At 36.0% G+C, this 22036-nt stretch carries 22 protein-coding genes; 14 read left to right on the top strand and 8 right to left on the bottom strand.

Annotated features, from left to right (window positions below; all coding sequences use genetic code 11):
• Positions 1–51: 51 nt before the first annotated feature.
• The 4 genes from WFK35_RS03805 to WFK35_RS03790 form a co-directional block, all read right to left on the bottom strand.
• Positions 52–630, bottom strand: coding sequence for a hypothetical protein (locus WFK35_RS03805; RefSeq protein WP_336731417.1), 579 nt, complete (start codon positions 628–630; stop codon positions 52–54).
• Complete coding sequence (locus WFK35_RS03800) at positions 630–1328, bottom strand: hypothetical protein (RefSeq protein WP_336731416.1); 699 nt, start codon at positions 1326–1328, stop codon at positions 630–632. Before WFK35_RS03800 ends, WFK35_RS03805 begins: the two co-directional genes overlap by 1 nt.
• A gap of 16 nt (positions 1329–1344) precedes the next feature.
• Entirely contained in the window at positions 1345–2217 is an 873-nt protein-coding gene (locus WFK35_RS03795; RefSeq protein WP_271160310.1) for a DUF2589 domain-containing protein, read from the bottom strand.
• A 468-nt stretch (positions 2218–2685) separates the two neighbouring features.
• Positions 2686–3567 carry an SDR family oxidoreductase gene (locus WFK35_RS03790; RefSeq protein ID WP_214588421.1) on the bottom strand — a complete coding sequence of 294 codons (882 nt, stop codon included), beginning with the start codon at positions 3565–3567 and terminating at the stop codon, positions 2686–2688.
• 221 nt (positions 3568–3788) lie between these two features.
• Between WFK35_RS03790 and WFK35_RS03785 the strand changes: the two genes are divergently transcribed.
• A complete protein-coding gene (locus WFK35_RS03785; protein WP_336731415.1) occupies positions 3789–5423 on the top strand; it encodes a DUF1800 family protein in 1635 nt (544 codons plus the stop codon).
• A 4-nt stretch (positions 5424–5427) separates the two neighbouring features.
• On the top strand, positions 5428–7044 hold the full coding sequence (locus WFK35_RS03780; RefSeq protein WP_336731413.1) for a DUF1501 domain-containing protein: 1617 nt from the start codon (positions 5428–5430) through the stop codon (positions 7042–7044).
• Positions 7045–7159: 115 nt separating this feature from the next.
• On the opposite strand, the gene WFK35_RS03775 is transcribed toward WFK35_RS03780, so the two are convergent.
• Complete coding sequence (locus WFK35_RS03775) at positions 7160–7570, bottom strand: DUF1573 domain-containing protein (RefSeq protein ID WP_076395107.1); 411 nt, start codon at positions 7568–7570, stop codon at positions 7160–7162.
• Between the two features lie 161 nt (positions 7571–7731).
• Between WFK35_RS03775 and WFK35_RS03770 the strand changes: the two genes are divergently transcribed.
• Both WFK35_RS03770 and WFK35_RS03765 read left to right on the top strand, forming a co-directional pair.
• Entirely contained in the window at positions 7732–8979 is a 1248-nt protein-coding gene (locus WFK35_RS03770) for a sensor histidine kinase (RefSeq protein WP_336731412.1), read from the top strand.
• A 15-nt stretch (positions 8980–8994) separates the two neighbouring features.
• On the top strand, positions 8995–9675 hold the full coding sequence (locus WFK35_RS03765; protein WP_336731411.1) for a response regulator transcription factor: 681 nt from the start codon (positions 8995–8997) through the stop codon (positions 9673–9675).
• A gap of 64 nt (positions 9676–9739) precedes the next feature.
• Here the strand turns inward: WFK35_RS03765 and WFK35_RS03760 are convergent, their stop codons facing one another.
• The gene (locus WFK35_RS03760) at positions 9740–10114 is read right to left on the bottom strand and encodes a winged helix-turn-helix transcriptional regulator (RefSeq protein WP_336731410.1); all 375 of its coding nucleotides are present in this window, start codon (positions 10112–10114) and stop codon (positions 9740–9742) included.
• 108 nt (positions 10115–10222) lie between these two features.
• Between WFK35_RS03760 and WFK35_RS03755 the strand changes: the two genes are divergently transcribed.
• Positions 10223–10825, top strand: coding sequence for an FMN-dependent NADH-azoreductase (locus WFK35_RS03755; protein WP_336731408.1), 603 nt, complete (start codon positions 10223–10225; stop codon positions 10823–10825).
• A gap of 155 nt (positions 10826–10980) precedes the next feature.
• Here the strand turns inward: WFK35_RS03755 and WFK35_RS03750 are convergent, their stop codons facing one another.
• Positions 10981–12315: a dihydroorotase gene (locus WFK35_RS03750; protein WP_336731406.1), complete on the bottom strand. Its 1335-nt coding sequence runs from the start codon at positions 12313–12315 to the stop codon at positions 10981–10983.
• Between the two features lie 162 nt (positions 12316–12477).
• Between WFK35_RS03750 and WFK35_RS03745 the strand changes: the two genes are divergently transcribed.
• The 8 genes from WFK35_RS03745 (at position 12478) to ribA (ending at position 19512) form a co-directional block, all read left to right on the top strand.
• Complete coding sequence (locus WFK35_RS03745) at positions 12478–13902, top strand: oligosaccharide flippase family protein (RefSeq protein ID WP_336731404.1); 1425 nt, start codon at positions 12478–12480, stop codon at positions 13900–13902.
• A gap of 146 nt (positions 13903–14048) precedes the next feature.
• A complete protein-coding gene (locus WFK35_RS03740) occupies positions 14049–15065 on the top strand; it encodes a sugar phosphate nucleotidyltransferase (protein ID WP_076395095.1) in 1017 nt (338 codons plus the stop codon).
• A gap of 107 nt (positions 15066–15172) precedes the next feature.
• Positions 15173–16012, top strand: a complete 840-nt coding sequence (locus WFK35_RS03735; RefSeq protein ID WP_336731403.1) for a DUF4292 domain-containing protein — start codon at positions 15173–15175, stop codon at positions 16010–16012.
• Positions 16009–17574 carry a peptidoglycan DD-metalloendopeptidase family protein gene (locus WFK35_RS03730; protein ID WP_336731402.1) on the top strand — a complete coding sequence of 522 codons (1566 nt, stop codon included), beginning with the start codon at positions 16009–16011 and terminating at the stop codon, positions 17572–17574. Before WFK35_RS03735 ends, WFK35_RS03730 begins: the two co-directional genes overlap by 4 nt.
• Positions 17575–17604: 30 nt before the next feature.
• The gene (locus WFK35_RS03725; RefSeq protein ID WP_042721620.1) at positions 17605–17811 is read left to right on the top strand and encodes a twin-arginine translocase TatA/TatE family subunit; all 207 of its coding nucleotides are present in this window, start codon (positions 17605–17607) and stop codon (positions 17809–17811) included.
• A 16-nt stretch (positions 17812–17827) separates the two neighbouring features.
• Positions 17828–18442 carry a DUF4254 domain-containing protein gene (locus WFK35_RS03720; RefSeq protein WP_336731401.1) on the top strand — a complete coding sequence of 205 codons (615 nt, stop codon included), beginning with the start codon at positions 17828–17830 and terminating at the stop codon, positions 18440–18442.
• The gene (locus WFK35_RS03715; protein ID WP_290266497.1) at positions 18439–18897 is read left to right on the top strand and encodes a hypothetical protein; all 459 of its coding nucleotides are present in this window, start codon (positions 18439–18441) and stop codon (positions 18895–18897) included. The genes WFK35_RS03720 and WFK35_RS03715 overlap by 4 nt, the downstream gene beginning before the upstream one ends.
• 18 nt (positions 18898–18915) lie before the next feature.
• Positions 18916–19512 carry a GTP cyclohydrolase II gene (ribA, locus tag WFK35_RS03710; protein ID WP_235132971.1) on the top strand — a complete coding sequence of 199 codons (597 nt, stop codon included), beginning with the start codon at positions 18916–18918 and terminating at the stop codon, positions 19510–19512.
• 81 nt (positions 19513–19593) lie between these two features.
• On the opposite strand, the gene WFK35_RS03705 is transcribed toward ribA, so the two are convergent.
• A complete protein-coding gene (locus WFK35_RS03705) occupies positions 19594–20124 on the bottom strand; it encodes a hypothetical protein (RefSeq protein WP_214588406.1) in 531 nt (176 codons plus the stop codon).
• Between the two features lie 117 nt (positions 20125–20241).
• Here WFK35_RS03705 and WFK35_RS03700 point away from each other — a divergent pair, with 117 nt between their 5' ends.
• Complete coding sequence (locus WFK35_RS03700) at positions 20242–21936, top strand: glycoside hydrolase family 3 protein (protein WP_336731399.1); 1695 nt, start codon at positions 20242–20244, stop codon at positions 21934–21936.
• Positions 21937–22036 lie beyond the last annotated feature (100 nt).

Genomic DNA, 22036 nt, shown 5'->3' with positions numbered 1-22036 from the left:
TCTTCGATTTCACTTAAATTAACAAACACAGAGATTTTAAATTATTACAGATTAGTTTAATTTTAAAAGAACTTTTTCAAGAAGTAGGTAAATGTCTTCCGAGATCATCTGTAATCTCAGTTTTTTATTGATTCCGGCAATCTGAGTGTTTTGTTTGATTAAAGAATTCCAGAAGTCTTCAATTTTTGGTACATTGGCGAGACTTTTCACGATTTCGTCGTTCAGTATTCCGTTTTGATAGAGAGAAACAATTAATCCTGATAAAATTTCTTCTGCTTCATCCAGTTTTTTATGCTCTTTGGTGTACATTTCCATTAAAAATTTGTGGACACTTTCCATTGCACTGAATGAAAATCCCCAAGTCAGCTCACGTTTTCCCGAAGTTATTTTCTCCATCTGAACAGGATTAAATCCTCTTTTTACCGTGGAAATCATGTTCATAACCTTTAAAACTTCGGATTCGTACGTAGTATTTCCTTTGGTTTTCAGGTAATCTAAAAATTCATAGAGAAATTCCTCAAACTGCGCATCAAAATCGAAAGACTTCGACAGATAAAGCTCCTGAACTTTATTAAAATGTTCCAGCAGTTCCTGAATTTTCTGTATCGTATGATGAACGAGTTCCTGCATTACTCAAAAATTATCTGTTCGACTTCTTTGCCGTCTTTGTCTTTAAAAGAGACGATTCTGATTCCTTCGTCTTCCATTTCCACATGAAGATTGACGAAAAGCTTGTCTTTATCTTCCGCAGAGTTGGTATTGGGATCGATGTAAATATTGTTGATTTTAGAATTCACGAGGCTAAATCTGTTCAGCAAAGCACTGGTGAAAATTTCTTTCATTTCGTTCACTTCCGCTTCGCCGTTTCCTTCCTGTACGCGGAAAATTCCGGAATTTAAACTTTTCACATTCTGTCTGAGATCAACTTTAAGCAATTCCACAGAAGGTTTTTTACCAAATTTCTGATCTCCGGCTTCAAGCGCTTTAAAAAGACGGGTAAATTCTTTGGTCTGAAGCTGTTTTTTGCTGATCTCCGTCATGTTGAGATTTTTCTCTTTATTGGCAAGACGGATTTTTTGGTTAACATCTTCCACAAGCTGATCTTCGCTGTACTTGAAATTGTACTTCGAATCTGCATCAATATCCGTGATTTTGATGGGAATATCCATCTTTACACTCGGAAGCGAATATCTCGGGACTTTAAAAAACTTTAAATACTCGTGTTTAGCATATTCTTTTGCGATCATTACCGCATTTTCGTCTGCTTTTTTACGAGCCTGAATTATCTCGTTGTTGAGATAATCCAGGTAATCTGATAATTTAATCATTTCTCGTAAAGGGTTTTTATTGTGCGAGTAATCCTAAAACTTTTTCCAATCCTGCAGGCATTTCGTCGTTGGTTGCTCTTACTTTTACGCCCAGAGAATATTCTTTTTCCACTTTAATTCCTGTGGCTGAAGTTCTTTTGTAAGAAACGTCCACTTTGAATTTCACAGGTCCGAAACCTCCTGAAGCGCCCGCACTGATCCCGAATTCATCGCTTACATCTTTTGTATAGGTAGAATTTAATTTTACATTGAAATCCACTTCGCAGGTTTCAATTCTGAAGCTCGGAACATTTAATAATGCAATGAAAGGAACTGAAATTTCAACATCGTTCATTGTTTCTTTAGGATTGGTGGAACTTTCGGGTTCTGCCGGATCAAAATCTGGGTTTGGTCCCATTTTTTTGTACTTGAATTCCGCCATACGAAGTTTGCTGTCGCTTCCATCCTGCTCGAATCCTACTTCTTTGATGAAATTGACGGTACTGATTGATGCGTTCGACTGTGCTTTTACACACGCATCCAACGGACCTCCGATGATGGTTGCAAAATCGATGCTTCCCAATTCTGCTGCAAAATCTGCACTTTCGGCTCCTGAAGTTTTGAAAACCTGGTCGTCTGCCGCCATTCTTCCTGCCATCATTTTCATGATTTCTGAAGAAACGGCTGCGAAAGATTTTTCCCACTTCTCATCGTAATTTTTCTTGAAGTCTTCAATAATGCTTACCAATTCTTTGTTAGAAAGAGAAGAAAGTTCTGATGTTTCAATTCCTGAAACTTTTTCGTAAACTGCGGGACTTAAAGATTTTTCCAGTCCTGTTAATAAATCAATTAATTCACTTTTTGTTTTCTTGGTGTGGTTTGCTTCCAACACCGACTTTAATGTTTCCATGTTTTGTTGTTTAGGTTATTAAAAATTGATACTGCAAATTTATAGTCGTGTGTAACGAGATATCTCAGTAATTCACCTAAACTTCAACCGTAAAATCACCCAAATAAAAAAAAGTAGATTCCCCATCGAGAATCTACTTTTTGCTTTGTTTAAAGGGTTTGTAAATTTTAAACAACAAAAGATATTATCAATTTAGTTATCTTGAGTTGATTGTATTTATGCAAAAAAACCACATAAGTTTTTAAAAATCTTCGATTGTACTATATCTGATTTTTAAATATTTTAAACTTTATGTAGAATTTTTAACGCAAAGTCTTATTTTAATACTTTATATATAAGTGAGCAAAGATTAATCAGCGAGTTGATTTACTGAAGCTCTGTTTTTCAAGCTTCGTGAAGCAAATTTTATTTGCCTTTGCCTTCTAAAAATAATATGCTTTCAAAAAAAATCTTTGCGTTACATTAAAATCAATTTGATTTTTTAGCTTTAATCATAGCTTCCAGCGCATCCCACATTTCCTGCGGAATATCTTCTAACATGTTAAATTCACCTGCTCCCTGCAACCATTCTCCGCCATCGATGGTTACCACTTCGCCATTCATATAAGCTGAATAATCTGAAACTAAGTAAGCGGCAAGATTTGCCAGTTCCTGATGTTCTCCTACCCTTCTTAAAGGAACTTTCTTTCTCATGTCAAATTTTTCCTGCAGATTTCCCGGAAGCAATCTGTCCCATGCTCCTTTTGTAGGAAATGGTCCCGGAGCAATGGCATTGAAACGGATTCCGTATTTTGCCCATTCCACCGCCAAAGATCTCGTCATTGCCAAAACACCCGCTTTTGCACAAGCCGAAGGAACGACATAAGCAGAACCTGTCCATGCATAAGTTGTTACGATATTTAACACTGTTCCCGAAGTTTTGGAATCGATCCAGTGTTTTCCAACGGAAAGGGTACAGTTTTTTGTTCCTTTTAATACAATATCCAGAATAGAGTCAAAAGCAGAATGGGTGAGTCTTTCTGTAGGAGAAATGAAGTTTCCGGCAGCATTATTAAGAAGGATATCAATTTTTCCGAATTCTTTTAACGCAGCTTCTTTCATGGCTTCTACCTCATCCCAGTTTCTTACGTCACATGCAACGCAAAGAACTTTTCCGCCTGTTTCTTCTTCCAGTTCTTTTGCAGTTCCCTGTAGTTTTTCAAGGTTTCTGGACGTGATGACTACTTTTGCGCCTAACTCAAGAAAATATCTGGTCATTGCTTTTCCGAGACCGCTCCCTCCTCCTGTTACAATGGCTACTTTATCTTTTAAAGCTCCTTCACGAAGCATCGGCTGTGTATAAAGACTCATAATTTAGTTATTTAATAGATGAGTAAATTTAATATAAATATTTATTTCCGCAGCGTAAAAAGCTATGCAGGATATAGAATGCAGAAAAAAGCAGATTCAGCCTACCACAAAATCAATAACAAAATATTTTCAATGTTTACTAAATTTAATCTCTATAATTTCATTAAAACATTATATTTAATTCATTAAAATTGTACATTTGTTCAAAATAAAGCATAATTATGCCAAGTCTTACTCCTAAAACTACTGTGCTGGGATTTTCGAATGCTTATCATCTTCTCAGACGCACCACTTACAATATTACGAAAGCAAAGATTCTGGATTTTGCGGCCAAAACTCCACAGCAGGCGCTTGCAGAGTTATTTACGTTCAGCAATCCTGTTCCGCCTTCTCCGCTTAATAACGTGGGTGAAACGATTGTTCCCACTGCTGCAAATCCTACGATTACCGATACACAAAGTACGGCAAACAGCGTGAGGAATGATCTTTATTGGTGGCTTTACAGTGCTTTGAAGGATTCTTCTGCACAACACAAAATTGCTTATTTTCTTCATGTTCTTTTTGTAACGGATGATAATGCTTCTTTCTGGACGAATTACGATTATAAGGAACTTCTCAGGTTTCATGCGAATGGAAGTCTTAAAGAACTGGCATTCAGAATAACGCAGAATCCGAGAATGCTTATTTTCCTGAACAACAATGTGAATCTGAGTACAAGTCCCAATCAAAATTACGCAAGAGAGTTTCTGGAATTGTTTACGATTTTAAAAGGACCGCAGATTGCTACGGGAAATTATACCAATTACACGGAAACAGATGTACAACAGGCAGCAAGAGTTTTAACAGGATTCTCCCTGACTTCATCGGTTCATCTGGATAAAACGGCGAGACTTACGTCTCTGGATCCGGTAACGAATATTCCGACAGGTCAGGTAAAAGTTAACACGCACGATACAGGAACCAAAACTTTTTCGTCAGCTTTCGGAAATCAGGCAATTTCGGGAGGAAACACAGAAGCAACGATTAAAACGGAGCTTCAGAATTTCATCAACATGATTTTTAATCAGGATGAAACGGCAAAAGCATACTGCAGAAGAATGTATCGCTATTTTGTGGGAAGATTAATTACTCCTGAAATAGAAAACGGCATCATTGTTCCTTTGGCAGCATCTCTTAAAGCAGACAATTACAACATTATCCCTGCGCTTACCACTCTTCTGAAAAGTAAACATTTTTATGACGAAGAAGACAGCATCACGGGAGATCAAACCATTGGAAACATGGTAAGAAATCCTGTAGAGCTGTATCTTCATATGTTTTCGCTTCTCAGCCTTCAGGTTCCAATGTATGAAGTAAATGCTTCTGCAATACACAGTCTCATGAGCGTAGTTGGTAATTTTTCTTCCAATATGGGAATGCCTGTCTTCAATCCGCAATCGGTAAACGGATATGCAGGATATTACAGCAGCCCGAATTATGATAAAAACTGGATTACCACTTCATCCCTGAGAATTCGTTACAACAATACAATAGATTATTTCATCAACGGTCTTACTTACAACGGCTTCACATTTAAACTGAATAATGCATCCTTCGTAAAAGACAGCGGCTATTTTTCAAACCCGGGAAATGCAAATACGCTGATAACAGAATTTCTTCAGATGATGTTTGTGGAAGTTCCGGACGGCACGCGCTACGATTATTTTAAAAGTGTTTTCCTAAGCAATCTAAGTCCTATAAACTGGCAGAACGAATGGAATAATTACATTAATACAGGAAATTCCAATAATGTAAAAATCCCGATAGACAGGCTGGTAAAAGCCATCATTAAATCTCCTGAATTCCAAACAATTTAAGACCATGAACAGAAAAGATTTTTTAAAATTAATATCTCTTGCAGGTGTGGGAGCGCCATTTTATCTCAACGGAATGCCTTCGAGGTTTATGAATCAGTTTTTGGATTTTCAGCTTAACTGTGATACGGTTAATGACCGTTCTCTGGTTATTTTAAGACTTGCAGGAGCGAATGACGGTCTTAATACAGTAATCCCGATCAGCCAGTACAGTACGTATGCCGCTCTGCGTCCCAACATAAAAATTGCTAGTTCAGGAACCGGAAGCTATATTCCGTTAGACAGTACGGTATCTTCCGGCAAACTTGTAGGACTTAATCCTTCCATGACGGGTTTCAAAAGTTTATATGATTCAGGCAAATTGCTTTTAATGAACGGAGTTGGCTATCCGAACCCGAATTATTCGCATTTCCGGTCAGAAAATCTTATGTTCGCGGGAAAAGACGGTACAGCAAGTAATGATCTGCTCGACGGTATTTTCGGAAGATATCTCGGCGCATTGTATCCGGGACTTGCCGGAAATCCTACGACCCTGAATCCTGATCCGCTCGCCATACAAATGGGAAACCTCAACCCATGTCTGTTTTATGAACATACAACGGAAAAGAATATTGAATATAATATGACGGGATTTCAGTCGAGTGTATTCAGTAATCTCAATTTAATAAATTCTGAATATAATGACCTTTTGGATTATATAAAAGGAATTGCTACAAGTATGGACGCTTATTATGACAGAGTGATGCAGGTCTTTAATGCCGGAAATAATTCCACAACCACTTATCCTAATTCATCGCTGGGAAAACAACTGAAAACGGTGGCAAGAATGATTAAAGGAGGAAGCAAGACAAAAATTTTTCAGGTTAATTTAAGCGGATTCGATACCCACGTAAGCCAGGTACAGACCGGAAGTACACATTTGGGAAACCACGCGAATCTCTTGGCTGACATTTCCAATTCTGTTGCTGCATTTCAGGATGATATTCAGCAACTGGGAATTGCAGATAAAATTATGACGGTTACCTTCAGTGAATTCGGGAGACAGGTTCGTGAAAACGGAAGTATCGGAACCGATCATGGAGATCTTGCTCCGTTTTTCGTCATTGGAAATGCCGCCGCCGCGGGAATTTTGGGAGATCATCCCGTATTTACGAATCAGACAAGTTTTTACTATAATCAGAGTGAAAGAAGATATGATTACCGGCAGATTTTTGCCTCTCTTCTTCAGGACTGGCTTGGAGCAAGCACAAGTCTGATGATTACTTCGGAACTTGATTATTACGTTACGGGAAATCAAAAAGTGGATGTGATTAAAAATTCTCAAAAAGCCAATGCAGTATGTTCAACTTTGGGAACATCGAATGTGGTTTCAGATAAAGGAATTAAGATTTATCCGGTTCCGGCAAGCCAGTTTGTTTATGTGGAATTTGAAAACAGAACATCGGGAAATATAAGATATCAGTTAATGGATATGAGCGGAAGGGTAATTCACAGCTCTTCGGAAAAACCAATGTCCAACCGTATTGAAATTAATGTTTCGGGAATTCCTGAAGGAAATTATATGTTGAAAATTAATACAGATTCTGAAGAGATCAGCAGAAAAATTATTGTTTCGCACCGTTAAAATTTTTATAGAATTTCTAAAATAAAAGTTTCAAAATAATTCAATTTAAATCAAAAACAGCCTGACAAAAATTGTCAGGCTGTTTTTATATTGAACAAGATTAAATTTATTCAGATTAAGAAGCAACAACTGTACCTTTAAAAGAAAGAGTCTTTGGAGTTTTGCTGTCGCTTGTGGTAACATTCACTGTTTTCATGAACGGACCCGCTGCTGCAGCGTTGTAGCTAGCTTCTACAAATCCTTTTTTACCCGGAAGAATAGGCGTTTTTGTATAATCCGCAGTTGTACATCCGCAAGAAGGCGCTACATTTTCGATAATGATAGGCTTCTTTGAAGTATTTGTAAATTCGAATCTGATGGTTTTTGGTTTTCCCTGAGGAATATTTCCAACATCAATAGATTCTGATTTCCATGTAACATCTGCAAGAATTCTTACAACCGGATTATTGTCAGTTGGAAGTGTATTTGCAAAAAACGGTGAAAATGCCAAAACAGCTAATAATGCTGAAATTTTTAAATTTTTCATGAGTATAAATTTTAATAATTAAAAAGAACCGATTTATTTTTGTTTTCACAAATGTAAGATGAATATTTGTATTAATCCTGTTAAGCGGTCTCAAACATTTGTTAATAAGTTGTTAACGATCAGAAATTAATAGATATTTTTGGATATTATTGTTCCTGTAAATGGAAATAAAGAAACTCAATATTATTATAACGCTTGGTTTTGTTGCTATTATCGGAATTCTGATAGCACAGCTTTTATGGACACGACAGGCTTATAACCTTGAAGACAAAAAATTCAATCAGACTGTAAACATTGCTTTACTGGAAGTGGTTGAAAAGCTTTCCGGCGGAAAAACTTCCTTTACCGAAAGCCCCGTTCAGAACATTTCCAATGATTATTATGTGGTAAATATCAATAATGAATTCCATCCTGAACTGCTTGAACATTACCTGAAAACTGAATTCACACGTTTTCAAATTAATACAGATTATGTTTATGCGTTATACAACTGCCACAGCGACCAGATGATTTACGGAAAATTCGTATCCCAACATCAGGAAAGCCCGAATGAAAAAGTGATTAAATTTCCGAAGCATAAAAATCTGGTGTATTATTTCTCCATCCGTTTTCCGGATAAAACCACCTATCTTATCAGCTCTTTACGCTTCTGGTATGTTCTTACTTTTGCCCTGATCATCATTCTTCTGGTGTATGTATATTCCATTTATACGATTATTCAGCAGAAAAAATTCTCGGAACTGCAGAGAGATTTCATCAATAATATGACGCATGAATTCAAAACTCCTCTTTCATCAATTTTGCTGGCTTCAGAAGCTTTAACCAAGCAGGAACAGATCAAAGAAAATCCCAAATTACAAACCTACACATCCATCATTACGGATCAGAGCCATAAACTGAATAATCATATTGAAAAAATTCTGAATATTGCCAAAAATGATGCTTCAGGATTGTCTCTGAAACCGCAGAGAATTATTTTAAAACCTTTTATTCAGGACATTGCAGAAACTGTAAAGCAGAAAAATGAAAATATTTCAATTGAATTATCTATTGATGAAAACATTTCCGTTATAGCCGATGAATTTCATTTCAGCAATATCATTTACAATATTCTGGACAATTCTATAAAATACTGCGAAACCCAGCCTAAAATCATTATTTCTTCCTTAAATGACGCAAAAGGTTTATATTTAAAGTTTAAAGACAACGGAATCGGGATTCCTGCGAAAAACCTGCCTCATATTTTTGATAAATTTTACAGGGTAAACACTTCAAAAAGCGATGAGGTAAATGGTTTCGGACTGGGACTTTTTTACGTAAAAAAAGTGGTTCAGCAGCATAACTGGAAGATTTCTGTTGAAAACAACAATGATAAAGGAATTACCACCACCCTGTTTCTGCCATTGTAAAGAATATGTGTAATCATGGAAAAATCTAAAATTCTCTACGCCGAAGACGACAAAACCATCGCTTTCCTCATTCAGGACAGTCTGGAAAATCATTACGATATTTCCTGCTATTCTGACGGAAAATCGGCTTTGGATGCTTTTAACAGAGAATGTTTCGACATCTGTCTTTTAGATATCATGATGCCGGAAATGAACGGTTTTGAGGTTGCACAGCATATCAGGGAAAAAGATGCTGAAATTCCCATTATTTTTATTTCTGCCAAAGCATTGAAAGAAGACCGCATTAAAGGACTGAAAATCGGAGCGGATGATTATCTGGTAAAACCTTTCAGCATTGAAGAGCTCATTCTTAAAATTGAAGTCTTCCTGAGAAGATCTAAGAAAAAAGAATCTGCACCAACAAAATACAGAGTCGGAAAATATGATTTTGATCCGAACAATTACACTTTACAAAATTCTGACAGCAAAGTAACACTTACTCAGAGAGAATCTGAACTGTTGCTATTTTTTATCCGTAATAAAAATATTGTTCTCAAACGACAGGATATCCTGAAAGCAGTCTGGGGCGATGATGATTATTTTATGGGAAGAAGCCTTGATGTTTTTATTTCAAGACTGCGAAAAGTTTTTTCCGGTGAAGAAAATATTTCCATTGAGAATCTTCATGGGATTGGTTTTCGCTTTTCAGAGAAATGATTTTTGTTTCTGGTTAATCACAAAGGTGCAAATTTTAATTTAAAACAAACATTTTATTTAAAATTTAAAAATCTTCTTTAATCTTTCGTTTATGCGTCTTTCCCCACTGCGAAAGCGCAATAATAACGGGTTTCAGGGTTCTGCTGTAATCTGTTGAGATATATTCTACGATAACCGGAGTCTGCTCTGCATGCACTACTCTTTTTACGAAACCATTCAGTTCGAGATCTTTTAATTCGTTTGAAAGAACCCTTGCCGAAATTCCGGGGATATTTCTCTGAAGATCGTTGAATCTTATATTCCCTTTATCCTGCAAGACAATAATGATTTTCAGTTTCCATTTTCCACCGATTACATAGATTGCATCTTCAACGGCGGAAAGATTTTCTGAACAGGCCTGCGCTGTAGCAGGACCTTCAAATTCGAGTGTATTTTCCATAAAACAGATGGTAACTAACCCAAAAGTTACCGCTAACCTTTTGTATACTGCTAACTTTTGATAAGCAAATGTACATAATTTTGCTAAAGAAATTTTAACATTTTAATAATGAAAAATATACTTCATATCATCTCAAGTCCGAGAGCTGAACTGTCGGCAAGCAGAAAACTGGGAAATGCCGTTGTAGAGAAAATTAAGGCAAAATACACAGATGCTGTTATAAAAGAACGTGATCTTGCTAAAGACCATGTTCCGTTTCTGGAAGAAAAACACATTAATACATTTTTTTCTCCGGCAGAAAACTATTCTGAAGAGCAATCTGAAATGAGCAGATATTCAGAAGGACTGATTGCGGAGTTACAGGAAGCAGACATCATTGTTGTTGATTCCCCTATGTATAATCTTTCTGTTCCGGCAACTTTAAGAGCTTATTTTGATTTCACTTCGCGGGCAGGATATACTTTTAAATACAGTGAAAATGGACCTCAGGGTTTACTGCAAAACAAAAAACTGTACATTGCTTTTACATCCGGAAATATTTATTCCGAAGGTCCATATCAGATTTTTGACTCTAATGTTCCTTATGTAAAGAATATTTTTAGTTTTTACGGAGTTTCGGACGTGAGTGTAGTGCGTGCTGAAGGCTTATCTATTCCCGGAATTATGGAAACTTCTTTGGAAAAAGCAATTGAGGATATTCGTATTGACTAATTTTTAACGACTGTTAGTAAATTGATCCTTGTTGATGTTTTAAACTTTAACAAGGATTTTTTTGTTGCCAAGTTTCGGCTAAAGCCATTTTCCGTTTTAAAATGGAAAAAGCGGACTAAAGTCCGCTCTATTGATATCGTTATATTTTATATTTATCACTCAACTTCAAAAAGCAAACGCTCCCCGAATTTCTGTTCATTGATCTTTCCGTTTTCGTAAACCAGATTTCCATTGACAAAAGTGTGGGTGACTTTAGAATGGAAATTCATCCCTTCCAACGGGCTCCAGCCGCATTTGTAAAGAATATTGTCTTTTTCCACCGTCCAGTTTTCGTTTAAATCAACCAAAACAAGATCTGCTTTATACCCTTCTCTTATGAAACCTCTTTTTTCAATTCTGAATAAAATGGCAGGGTTATGAGCCATTTTCTCAACAATTCTCTCTAAAGAAATTTTTCCGTTTTTGTAATTTTCTAACATTACGACCAAAGAATGCTGTACCAAAGGTGCTCCGGAAGGACATTTTGTATACACATTCTGTTTTTCTTCCCAAGTGTGAGGCGCATGATCCGTTGCAATCACATCAATTCTGTCATCCAGTAATGCTTCCCAAAGTCCGTCTTTGTCTTTTTGGGTTTTTACGGCAGGATTCCATTTGATCAATCCGCCTTTTGTTTCGTAATCTTCGTTGGTGAAAGTCAGGTGATGAACACAAACTTCCGCTGTGATTTTTTTATATTTTAAAGGAATATCATTTCTGAAAAGTTCTGCTTCCTTCGCAGTCGATAAGTGGAAAACATGAAGTCTTGCCCCTGTTTTTTTTGCTAACTCGATGGCTTTCGAAGAGGATTTATAACAAGCTTCTTCACTTCTGATCAGATGATGGAACTTCACAGGAATATCTTCTCCGTACTCATCCAGATATTTTTGAGTATTTGCTTTGATGGTTGCTTCGTCTTCACAATGAACGGCAATCAGCATTTTTGTATTGCTGAAGATTTTTTCCAGCGTTTCAGGATTATCAACCAGCATATTTCCGGTGGAGGAACCTAAAAACAATTTAATTCCGGGAACATTTCTTGGATTGGTTTTTAAAACTTCTTCCAGATTATCATTGGTTCCGCCCATCATGAAACCGTAATTGGCGTAAGATTTCTGAGAGGCAATTTCATATTTATCAGCCAACAACTCCTGTGTTACCGCATTCGGAACAGTATTGGGCTGTTCGATAAAACTGGTTGTTCCTCCTGCAATGGCTGCTCTGGATTCTGTTTCAATATCGCCTTTATGCGTTAATCCCGGTTCACGAAAATGCACCTGATCATCAATGACTCCCGGTAAAAGATATTTTCCTTCCCCATCAATAATCTGGTCTGCTTCTTCGGAAATTTGTGAATCTATTTTAGAAATTAAATCGTTATCCATTAAAACATCACCTTCAACGATCTTCCCCTCGTTAACGATTTTTACATTTTTGATTAAGGTTTTCATTTTTACTTTTTTTACAAATTAGAGATGGAGCCATGCTTCCAACTTTGTCAAAGTTTTAAACTTTGACAAAGTTCTTCAAAATTAAGGTTTATGAATGAATTTTAATGCGGCTGATAAAAAATCAATTTCTAAATATTTACATTTGCATAAAAATTTCACACTTTGTATAAGAAATTATTAGGACAAACAATTATCTATGGAATTGGAGCAATAGCGCCAAGAATTATTCTATTCATCCTAAATCCACTTTTAATCTACAAAATTCCCAACGAAGGTTTTGCAATTTTCACCCAGCTTTATGCATGGATTTCTTTTGTAAATATTATCCTTTCTTTTGGTTTTGAAACTGCCTATTTCCGCTTTTCTGCCGAAGAAGACAATGAGAAAAAAACATTTAACACCTCATTCTGGTTTTTATTTTCAACTTCCAGCCTTTTTTTAGCTTTATGTTATTTATTCAATCAGCCGATTGCAGATTATGCAGGTTATCACAACAATCCGGAATACATACGGTGGTTTGCGCTGATTGCTTTTTTTGATAATCTTTTGGTGATTCCTTTTGCATGGCTGCGTTTCCATAATAAACCGATAAAATACTCTGCGGTAAGAATTGTACAATCTGTATTTCAGGCAATTTTCACAGCGGCATTATTCTTCTGGATCCCAGAAAGTGTATCTAAAAGCTTTGGATTGGATCAAAATGTAGACTTTCCCTTTTTCAGTAATTTAGCAGGAAGTGCCTTAGGATTTTTATTGCTTTTTCCTATTATATTAAAGGTAAGATTTCAGTTTGTGACTTCTTTATTTAGCAGAATGATTAAATATTCATTTCCGTTGATGCTGGCTGGTCTTGCTTTTATGGTCAATGAAAATTTTGATAAATCTGTTCAAAGAGGTCTTATTTCCGATGAAGAAGCAGGAGCTTATGGAGGATGCTACAAATTAGCTGTATTAATGACATTATTTGTAACCGCTTACAGAATGGGAATCGAGCCTTTCTTTTTTAAACAAATGGATAAAGGAGACGCTAAAAAAACCTATGCTAAAGTAGCCGAATATTTTGCATTTTTTGCCTGTGTGGTTGCTTTAGGAATCATCGCCAATATTTCCTGGCTGAAAAGCGTATTTATCCCTAATAAATCTTACTGGATTGCGATAAATATTATTCCTATTATTGTGGTTGCAAATCTTTGTTTCGGAATTTACTATAATTTTTCAACCTGGTATAAAGTAACGGATAAAACCAGTGTAGGAACCATTATTTCATGGCTGGGAGCCGGAATAAATATAACCCTGAATCTTTTGGCACTTAAATATTATCACAGTATGCTTGGTTCTGCATGGGCAACTTTCGGAGCCTATGTTATGATGATGATTATATCTTATTTACTCGGTCAAAAATTTTATCCTATCCCTTACAGAATGAAAAAAATGTCATTCTTCCTTATATTATTAGGCTTTTTCAGCTTTATTATCGTTAAATATTTCAATTATAATATTTTAATGAGTAATGCCTTATTTATCATTTTTACCGGCATTTTAATCTATTCCGAAAAAGAAATGCTATTATCAAAAATCAAAAGATAAACGGGCTCCGGATTTGCTTATAACGGTTTCTGCATAACATCATACAAAAACATTGAAACTATTGGCAACAATACCACACTCAACGGTTTTATTGCTATCTTTATAAAAAATTAGAAATAACAAAAAAAAACATATTTATATCATTTATGAAAATCATTGTTCCTATGGCTGGACGCGGTTCCAGATTACGTCCACATACACTGACTGTACCAAAACCTCTTATTCCGATCGCAGGAAAACCGATCGTACAGAGATTGGTGGAAGATATTGCTAAAGTTGCGGGAGAAACCATTGAAGAAGTAGCTTTTATCATCGGAGATTTTGGTCCGGAGATTGAAAAATCTCTTATTCAGATTGCCGAAAAACTGGGAGCAAAAGGAAGTATTTACTATCAGAATGATCCGCTTGGAACGGCTCATGCCATTAAATGTGCAGAACAGTCGATGACGGGAGATGTGGTAATTGCTTTCGCAGATACATTATTCCGAGCAGATTTTGTTTTAGATAAAAATTCAGATGGAGTAATCTGGGTAAAAAGTGTAGAAGATCCTTCTGCTTTTGGAGTAGTGAAATTAGATAACTACGGCTTCATTACAGATTTTGTGGAAAAACCTCAGACTTTCGTTTCGGATCTTGCCATTATCGGTATTTATTATTTCAACAGTGCCGAAAAACTGATGGATGAAATCAATTATATCATGGACAATGATATTAAAAACGGAGGTGAATATCAGCTAACCACAGCATTGGAAAACCTGAGAACAAAAGGTGCAAAATTCACGCTTGGAAAAGTAAACGACTGGATGGATTGCGGAAACAAAAATGCAACCGTAGAAACCAACAGTAAAATTCTGGAATATGAAAGAGATGCAATGTCTCATTTTCCGGCTTCTGCTCAAATCGAAAACTCTTTAATTATTCAGCCTTGCTTTATCGGGGAAAATGTAAAAATTTCAAACTCAAAAGTGGGTCCCGGAGTTTCTTTGGGAAACAACACCATCATCGTTAATTCAAATATAGAAAATTCTCTGATTCAGGAAAATACAAGAATCAACCACGGAAATCTTTCCAATTCCATGATTGGTAATTCTGCACAGTATTTCGGTGTTGCAAGGGAAATTTCTTTAGGAGACTATTCGGTTCTGGATTTTTTATCTAAATAATTTTTTGAAAATATAAAATATTACCATAAATAAATTATCTTCAAGCCACACAAAATGTTTTGTGTGGTTTGGCGTTAATATTGCAACAATTTATCAAATTTTCCGGCATGAAAAAGTGGCTTCCATTACTTATTTTAACATTATTTCTTTTCAACTGTAAATCCAGAAAAACAGCCATGCAGCAAAATCAGAATATTGACAGTCTTGCTGTAAATGATGTACAGGATCCGGATAAGAAGGAAAATCATGTTGGAGACAGGATGGATTTCTACCAGAAAATCTATCTTCACCCGCAGTTCGATTATCTTAAAATAACCAGTAAAATAACTGCAGACAATATTAAAGTAAGTCCGCTGGATGCCATTATTTATATTGAAACCGATAAAAAAATCTGGTCCAGAATAGACTTCCTGTTTTTCAATGCGGCAAGAGCTTTAATTACTCCGGAAGGAATCAAGGCGATGGACAAATACAACAAAAATTACATTGATTCGGATTTTGAGTATTTAAATAATCTTCTTAATGTTAACTTTATTGATTATAAAAATCTTGAAAAACTTTTAGAAGGGAGAACGTTTTTCACTTTAAGCGACAGAAATGCTAAAATTGTAAAAAACAACGACGGCTACTTGGTAGAATCCATTTCCAACCTCAAAATTTCTACAGAAAATATTGAAAGGGAGTATAAAATTATGATGCAATATTCGGACGATTTTGATCTTACCACGGTAAATTTAAGGGATGCTAAATCCAATGATGCCATGCAGATCGTATATAGTGATTGGGAGCTTCAGCCGAATAATGTAAAGTTGCCAAAAAATGTTAAAATAATTATAAAAGGAAGTAAAAACAGCCAGATTTTAATAGAAAATACGAAATTTGACTTTTCGAGGATGGAAACACCTTATTCTGTACCATCTAGTTATAAGAAAATCGAGATTCAATGATTAAAAAATTTAGCTTTTTAATAGGTATGTTACTGTTCGGATTCCACCATGGGCAGAATCTGAAAAAAGAGCAGTTGCAGAAGCAAAATGCCGAACTTAAAAAACAAATTGCACAAATAAATACAGATCTGGCAAAGACAAGAACAGAATCTAAACTTTCTGTCGCTTACCTTGATAATGTGAACAAAAAACTGGCTTTAAGAGAAAAAGTTTATACCAATACCCAAAAGGAAAAAAGATTTATTGAAGACGATATCTATCTTCGTCAGTTGGAAATTAACCGCCAGAATAAAGAGCTAAAAGTCTTAAGAGACAACTATGCTAAAGTTTTGGTAAATGCCTACAAAAATAAAGGAGTGCAGAACAAGGTTACGTTCATCCTTTCAGCTAAAAATCTGGGAGAAGCAATCCGAAGAGTACAGTATTTAAAACAATACTCTGATTATCAGGATAAAAAAGCGGCTGAAATTACCAATGCCGCAGAAAAAATAAAGCAGACGATTGCCAGAAGACAAAACTCTGTAAAAGAAAAAGCCAATTTATTGGTTAGTCAGCAAAAAGATTTAACAACGATAAATGCAGAAAGAGCTCAAAAAGAGCAACTTGTTGCAGAATTCAAGAAAAATGAATCCAAACTTACTGCTGAACTAAGACAAAAGCAGACTCAGTCGAAAGCTCTGGAAGGACAGATCAGAAGCATTATCGCCGAAGAAATCCGAATTGCCAAAGCTGAGGAGGAGGCAAGAAAAAAAGCTGAAGCTGAGAAAATCCGTTTGGCAAAAATAGCTGCGGAAAGAGAAAAAGCAAGAATTGAAGCAGAAGCAAAAGCAAGAGCAGAAGCGCTGGAGAAAGAAAGATTAGCAGCAGAAGTTGAAGCAAGAAAAACAAGGGAATTAGCCGAAAAAAGAGCGGAAGAAGAGAGAAAACGTAATGAAGAAGCAGCCCGTTCTGAAGCTACAGCAAGAGATGAAGCCAGAAAAATAGCTGCAAAAAAAGCATCTGACGAGGCCGCAGCGAAGGCGAAAGAAGCATCCGACAAATTGACAGCCGCAAGAGCTGCGGAAGCCGCTTTGGCAAAGAAAAAAGAAGATGATAAAAAAGCTGCGGAAAGCAAGGCTATGACAAGCTATGGCGTTACAACTGTAGCAGGAAGCAATTTCGCAGACAGTAAAGGACGATTGGGATATCCTGCTGACAGAGTCGGACAGATTACCCACCGTTTCGGAAGACATCCGCATCCGGTATTTAAAAATATTGATGAAGAAAATAACGGAATTAAAATTTCCGTTCCATCCGGAACCAGAGCAAAATCTGTATTTCCGGGAACCGTATCTTCGGTATTGGCAAACAGCGACGGAACAAAAACCGTAATGTTAAGACACGGAAATTATTTTACCATCTATTCCAACCTTTCCGCTGTAAGTGTTTCCAAAGGACAACAGGTTTCCGCAGGAACACCGGTGGGCGTTGTAGGACAGGATTTTGACGGAACCTATACCCTTGATTTTCAGGTATGGAACGGAAGTACTCCGGTGGATCCATTAGGTTGGGTTTCTTATTAAAAAAAGACTAACTTTGTAAAAATTTTAGAAATGAATACATTAACAATACTGTCATTATCTTGGCAACATATTTTGATCGTAGCGATCATCCTGCTTCTTCTTTTCGGAGGTAAAAAAATCCCTGAATTGATGAGAGGTGTAGGTTCTGGTATCAAAGAATTTAAAGATGCTGTAAAAGAAGAGGACAAACCCGGTTCTGAAAACAAAACAACAAACAACAACTCTTCGAGCAACTAAAAATTCTTTACATTCAATGAATTTTACTGAGACTGCATGGAAAGTCTTCAATCAGGCTATTGAAGACTATCACGTGTCTGATGACGTTAACACTCTAATTAACAACCCGTTCGAAAAGGATACTTTGGAACGGATTTTGTATGCTAAAAACTGGATTGACACCGTTCAATGGCATTTGGAAGATATAATTAGAGATGAAAATATAGATCCCGCTGAAGCTCTTCAATTAAAAAGAACTATTGACGCTTCCAATCAGAAAAGAACTGATCTGGTAGAATTTATAGACAGCTGGTTTCTTAAAAAGTTTGAAAATATTACTCCTAAACCTGATGCAAAAATTAATACTGAAACAATCGCCTGGGCGGTAGACAGATTATCAATTCTGGCATTAAAGGTTTATCATATGTCGCAGGAAGCACACAGAGAATCGGCTTCTGAAGAACACAGAGCTGCCTGCAGGGCTAAACTGGATGTTCTTCTTACGCAGCATGAAGATCTTTCTACTTCCATCAATCAGTTGCTTGCTGATATCGAGAACGGAAATGTTAAGATGAAAGTGTACAAACAAATGAAAATGTACAATGATGAAAGTCTTAACCCAATCCTTTATCAAAAGGGGCAGCAAAAATGAAACGACTAATTTTTTTTGGAGTATTACTAATTATAACGTCTTCCTGTGCAACGGAAAAACAGAATTTTTCTCCGTTGTCTAACAGTTTTTATAGCGAAACAAAAGGTTCAGATTCCGATAAAGGAGACAAAAACAGCATCGAAATTAATGTTCGTGATAATGTAAATGCTTCCGAAATATCCAATCTTATTGCTACTTTTCCACAGTTTAAGATTACCGCTTTAAATACAGAAATTACTACGTTGAAATACAGTCTTCAGAATTATCTGTATGCAATAGACGCCGGAAATCTTCAGGGAAAGAACAGAGCGATAAAAGACTTTGAAAAATCCTATAAAAAAATTCAGAAGCTCAGACAAAATCTTAAAGAGGACGATAACGAAGTTCTCAACAGATATTTGGTAAGATTAAAAACCAACATTTCTGCAATAGAAGATTCTGTAAAAAGAAATTAAAAAACTAATTGGGAATTAATGATTAAAATTCAGGCGGAATCCAATGTTCCAACGGAATACGGAACGTTCCGAATGATCGCGCTCTCTGAAAACGAAAACGACTGGATGCCTCATATGGCAATTGTTGCGGAAAATACGGATTTTTCCAAACCTGTAAACGTTCGTTTTCACTCAGAATGCATTACCGGAGAAGTTTTCCATTCCAAAAAATGTGAATGCGGCCAGCAATTAGATGCTGCCATGAAATACATCCATGAAAATGGAGGAATTATTATTTATCTTCGACAGGAAGGTAGAAATATCGGGATCATCAATAAATTAAAAGCATACTCTTTACAGGAAAAAGGTTTTGATACCGTAGAAGCGAATTTAAAACTCGGGCTTCCTGCAGACGACAGAAACTTTGGTGTGGCTATTGAAATCCTGAATTTATTGGGGGTAAAAGATATCAATCTGCTTACCAATAATCCTGAAAAGGTAAAATATGTAACAGAAAGTAATATCCATCTCAACTCAAGGGTCCCTTTGCAGATTCCTGCAAACGAGATCAGTAAAGGATATTTGCAGACAAAAAAAGATTATTTCGGTCATCTTCTTGATGATAATGACAAGTAAAATAATTATATAAAAAAAGCAAAGCTCCGGAATTTCTTCCGGAGCTTTTTTGTAATTATAAAAAACTGAAAAGATATATTCTTATTTTGTAACCACGGTGTTGATTACTTTAGAGTCATCAAGATTATAATATTTAACTACACTGTTATAGTCTTCATAATTAACACCTGAATTTTTTGAACCGCTTGCAGGAACTAAAACAATTCTGAATTTCTGATTGTTTAAATACTGATTGGCTTCCGCAGTGGTTAAACCTGTTGCAAGATTGAAGTTCTCATCATCAATTCTGATTTGTACATTTTGACTGTCAAAAACAAAATTGTACTGAAACTCTCTGTTGGTAGGCATTCCCGTTGAATTAGGAATATATTCCATTTTAGGAATTAACTGCCATGCAGCACCTAAATTTCTGTAAACTAAAACTACATCTGTGCTTTGTATATTGATACCCTGTGTGAAGGCATAACTGTTTGCGGAAGTAAAACTGCCGGTAACATCACGCATCTTAGAATACGTATCATTATCCTGAGTAACAGTATCATTACTATTATCGCAGCTGAATATAAATAAGCTTACAAAAGCCATTATTAAGATTGGAAGAATTTTTTTCATTTTATAAAAGTTTAGTTGTTTATTATTTATAATCCGTATTCAAATCATATACCAAAAATTACAAAAACATTGTTTTCATGATTTTTTTAATTGTATTTTTGTTCTTATTCAAAAATTATGAAGAAACTTATTTACAGTTCACTTTTCATTTTCATATTCTCAAGCTCAAAAATATCAGCTCAATATCAGCCTAAAAACATTTCAAAAGACGATCTGAAAAAGGCAAGCCAATGGGTTGACAAAACCTATAAGAACCTTTCTCAGGACGAAAAACTTGGACAGCTTTTCATTGTGGCACTTTACACCAACAGAGGAGAAAGTGAAATTGAAAAAGTAAGAAATATCGTCACCAATGACAAAATTGGAGGACTGATTCTAATGCAGGACGATGCAGCAAGAGAAATTACGCTGGTAAATGAATTTCAGCAGAAATCTAAAGTCCCTCTAATGATCGGGATGGATGCGGAATGGGGATTGTACCAGAGAATTGCAACCGCACATAAATTTCCGTGGGCAATGACTTTAGGAGCTATTCAGGATAAAAGTTTAATTGAAAAAATGTCGGCTAAAATTGCGGAAGACTGTCACCGAATGGGCATCAACTGGGATTTTGCGCCGGTTGTGGATGTAAATACTAATCCCAACAACCCTATTATCGGAAACAGAAGCTTCGGATCGGAAGTAAACAACGTGGTAAATTCTGCATCAGCTTATGCAGACGGACTTCAGAATAATAATATTTTAGCGGCAATTAAGCATTTTCCGGGACATGGAGATACAAGCACAGATTCTCATGCGGATCTTCCTTTAATTGCTCACAATTTAGACCGTCTTAACGCTGTTGAATTAGCACCTTACAAAGCTCTTATCAATCAGGGAATCGGCGGTGTTATGGTGGCTCATTTATATGTTCCTGCATTGGAAACCACCAAAGGAATTCCTGCTTCCGTTTCTAAAAACATCATCACCGGACTGTTGAAAAATAAGCTTGGATACAAAGGGTTAATTATTACCGATGCTCTTAATATGGGCGCTGTTGCGAATAGATACAAACCCGGAGAACTCGATGCGATGGCTTTTAAAGCAGGTAACGATATTATGTTGTTTTCTCAGGGTGTTGCAGAAGGAAAAAAATTAATTCAGAAGGCTATTGAAAGCGGAGAAATTTCGCAATCCCGAGTGGAAGAAAGTGTAAAAAAGATCCTTTTAACCAAATATTTTTTAGGACTTGATAAATACACTCCTAAAAATCCTGAAAATATTAATACAGACTTAAATAACGACTCTCACAAAACTTTAGTTCAGAATTTATATGCCAATGCCATCACTTTACTGAAGGATGAAAAAAAACTGCTCCCATTAAACGGAAAACAAATCTATTATGTTCCATTGGAAGAAGCTCCTTATCAGACATTTGCCAATCGTTTAGGATCAAATATTACGATTAAAAAAGCTGATGAAATTGCTACGATTCCTGCAAATTCTACAGTAATTGTCGGTTTCCATAAAGATAATTCCACGGCTTACAAACCATATAAAATCTCAGACGCTTCAAAAAAAGTATTATCCGATCTTACGAAAAACCAAAATGTAATTTTAAATGTTTTCGGAAGTGCTTATGCATTGAAGGATATTGATATTTCTAAAGTTTCTACCGTTCTGGTTTCGTATGAAAACAATGAAGACTCGATGAACGCAACAGCCGATGCATTCAACGGAAAAACAAAAATCCAAGGCAGACTTCCTGTTCTGGTAAATGATACTTTGAAGGCAGGAATGGGAATGGATCTCATTCCAGCAATTGTAAAATAAAGGTGTAAATTCTAAAATTTACAACATCAAAACCCCAAAAATAAATGAAAATAGGCATACTTTGCTATCCCACCTACGGAGGAAGCGGAATTGTAGCAAC

Origin of the sequence: Chryseobacterium sp. VD8 (assembly GCF_037149975.1) — a bacterium.
In the GTDB taxonomy this organism is placed as follows: domain Bacteria; phylum Bacteroidota; class Bacteroidia; order Flavobacteriales; family Weeksellaceae; genus Chryseobacterium; species Chryseobacterium indicum.
This window is presented reverse-complemented; position numbering and strand designations above follow the sequence as displayed.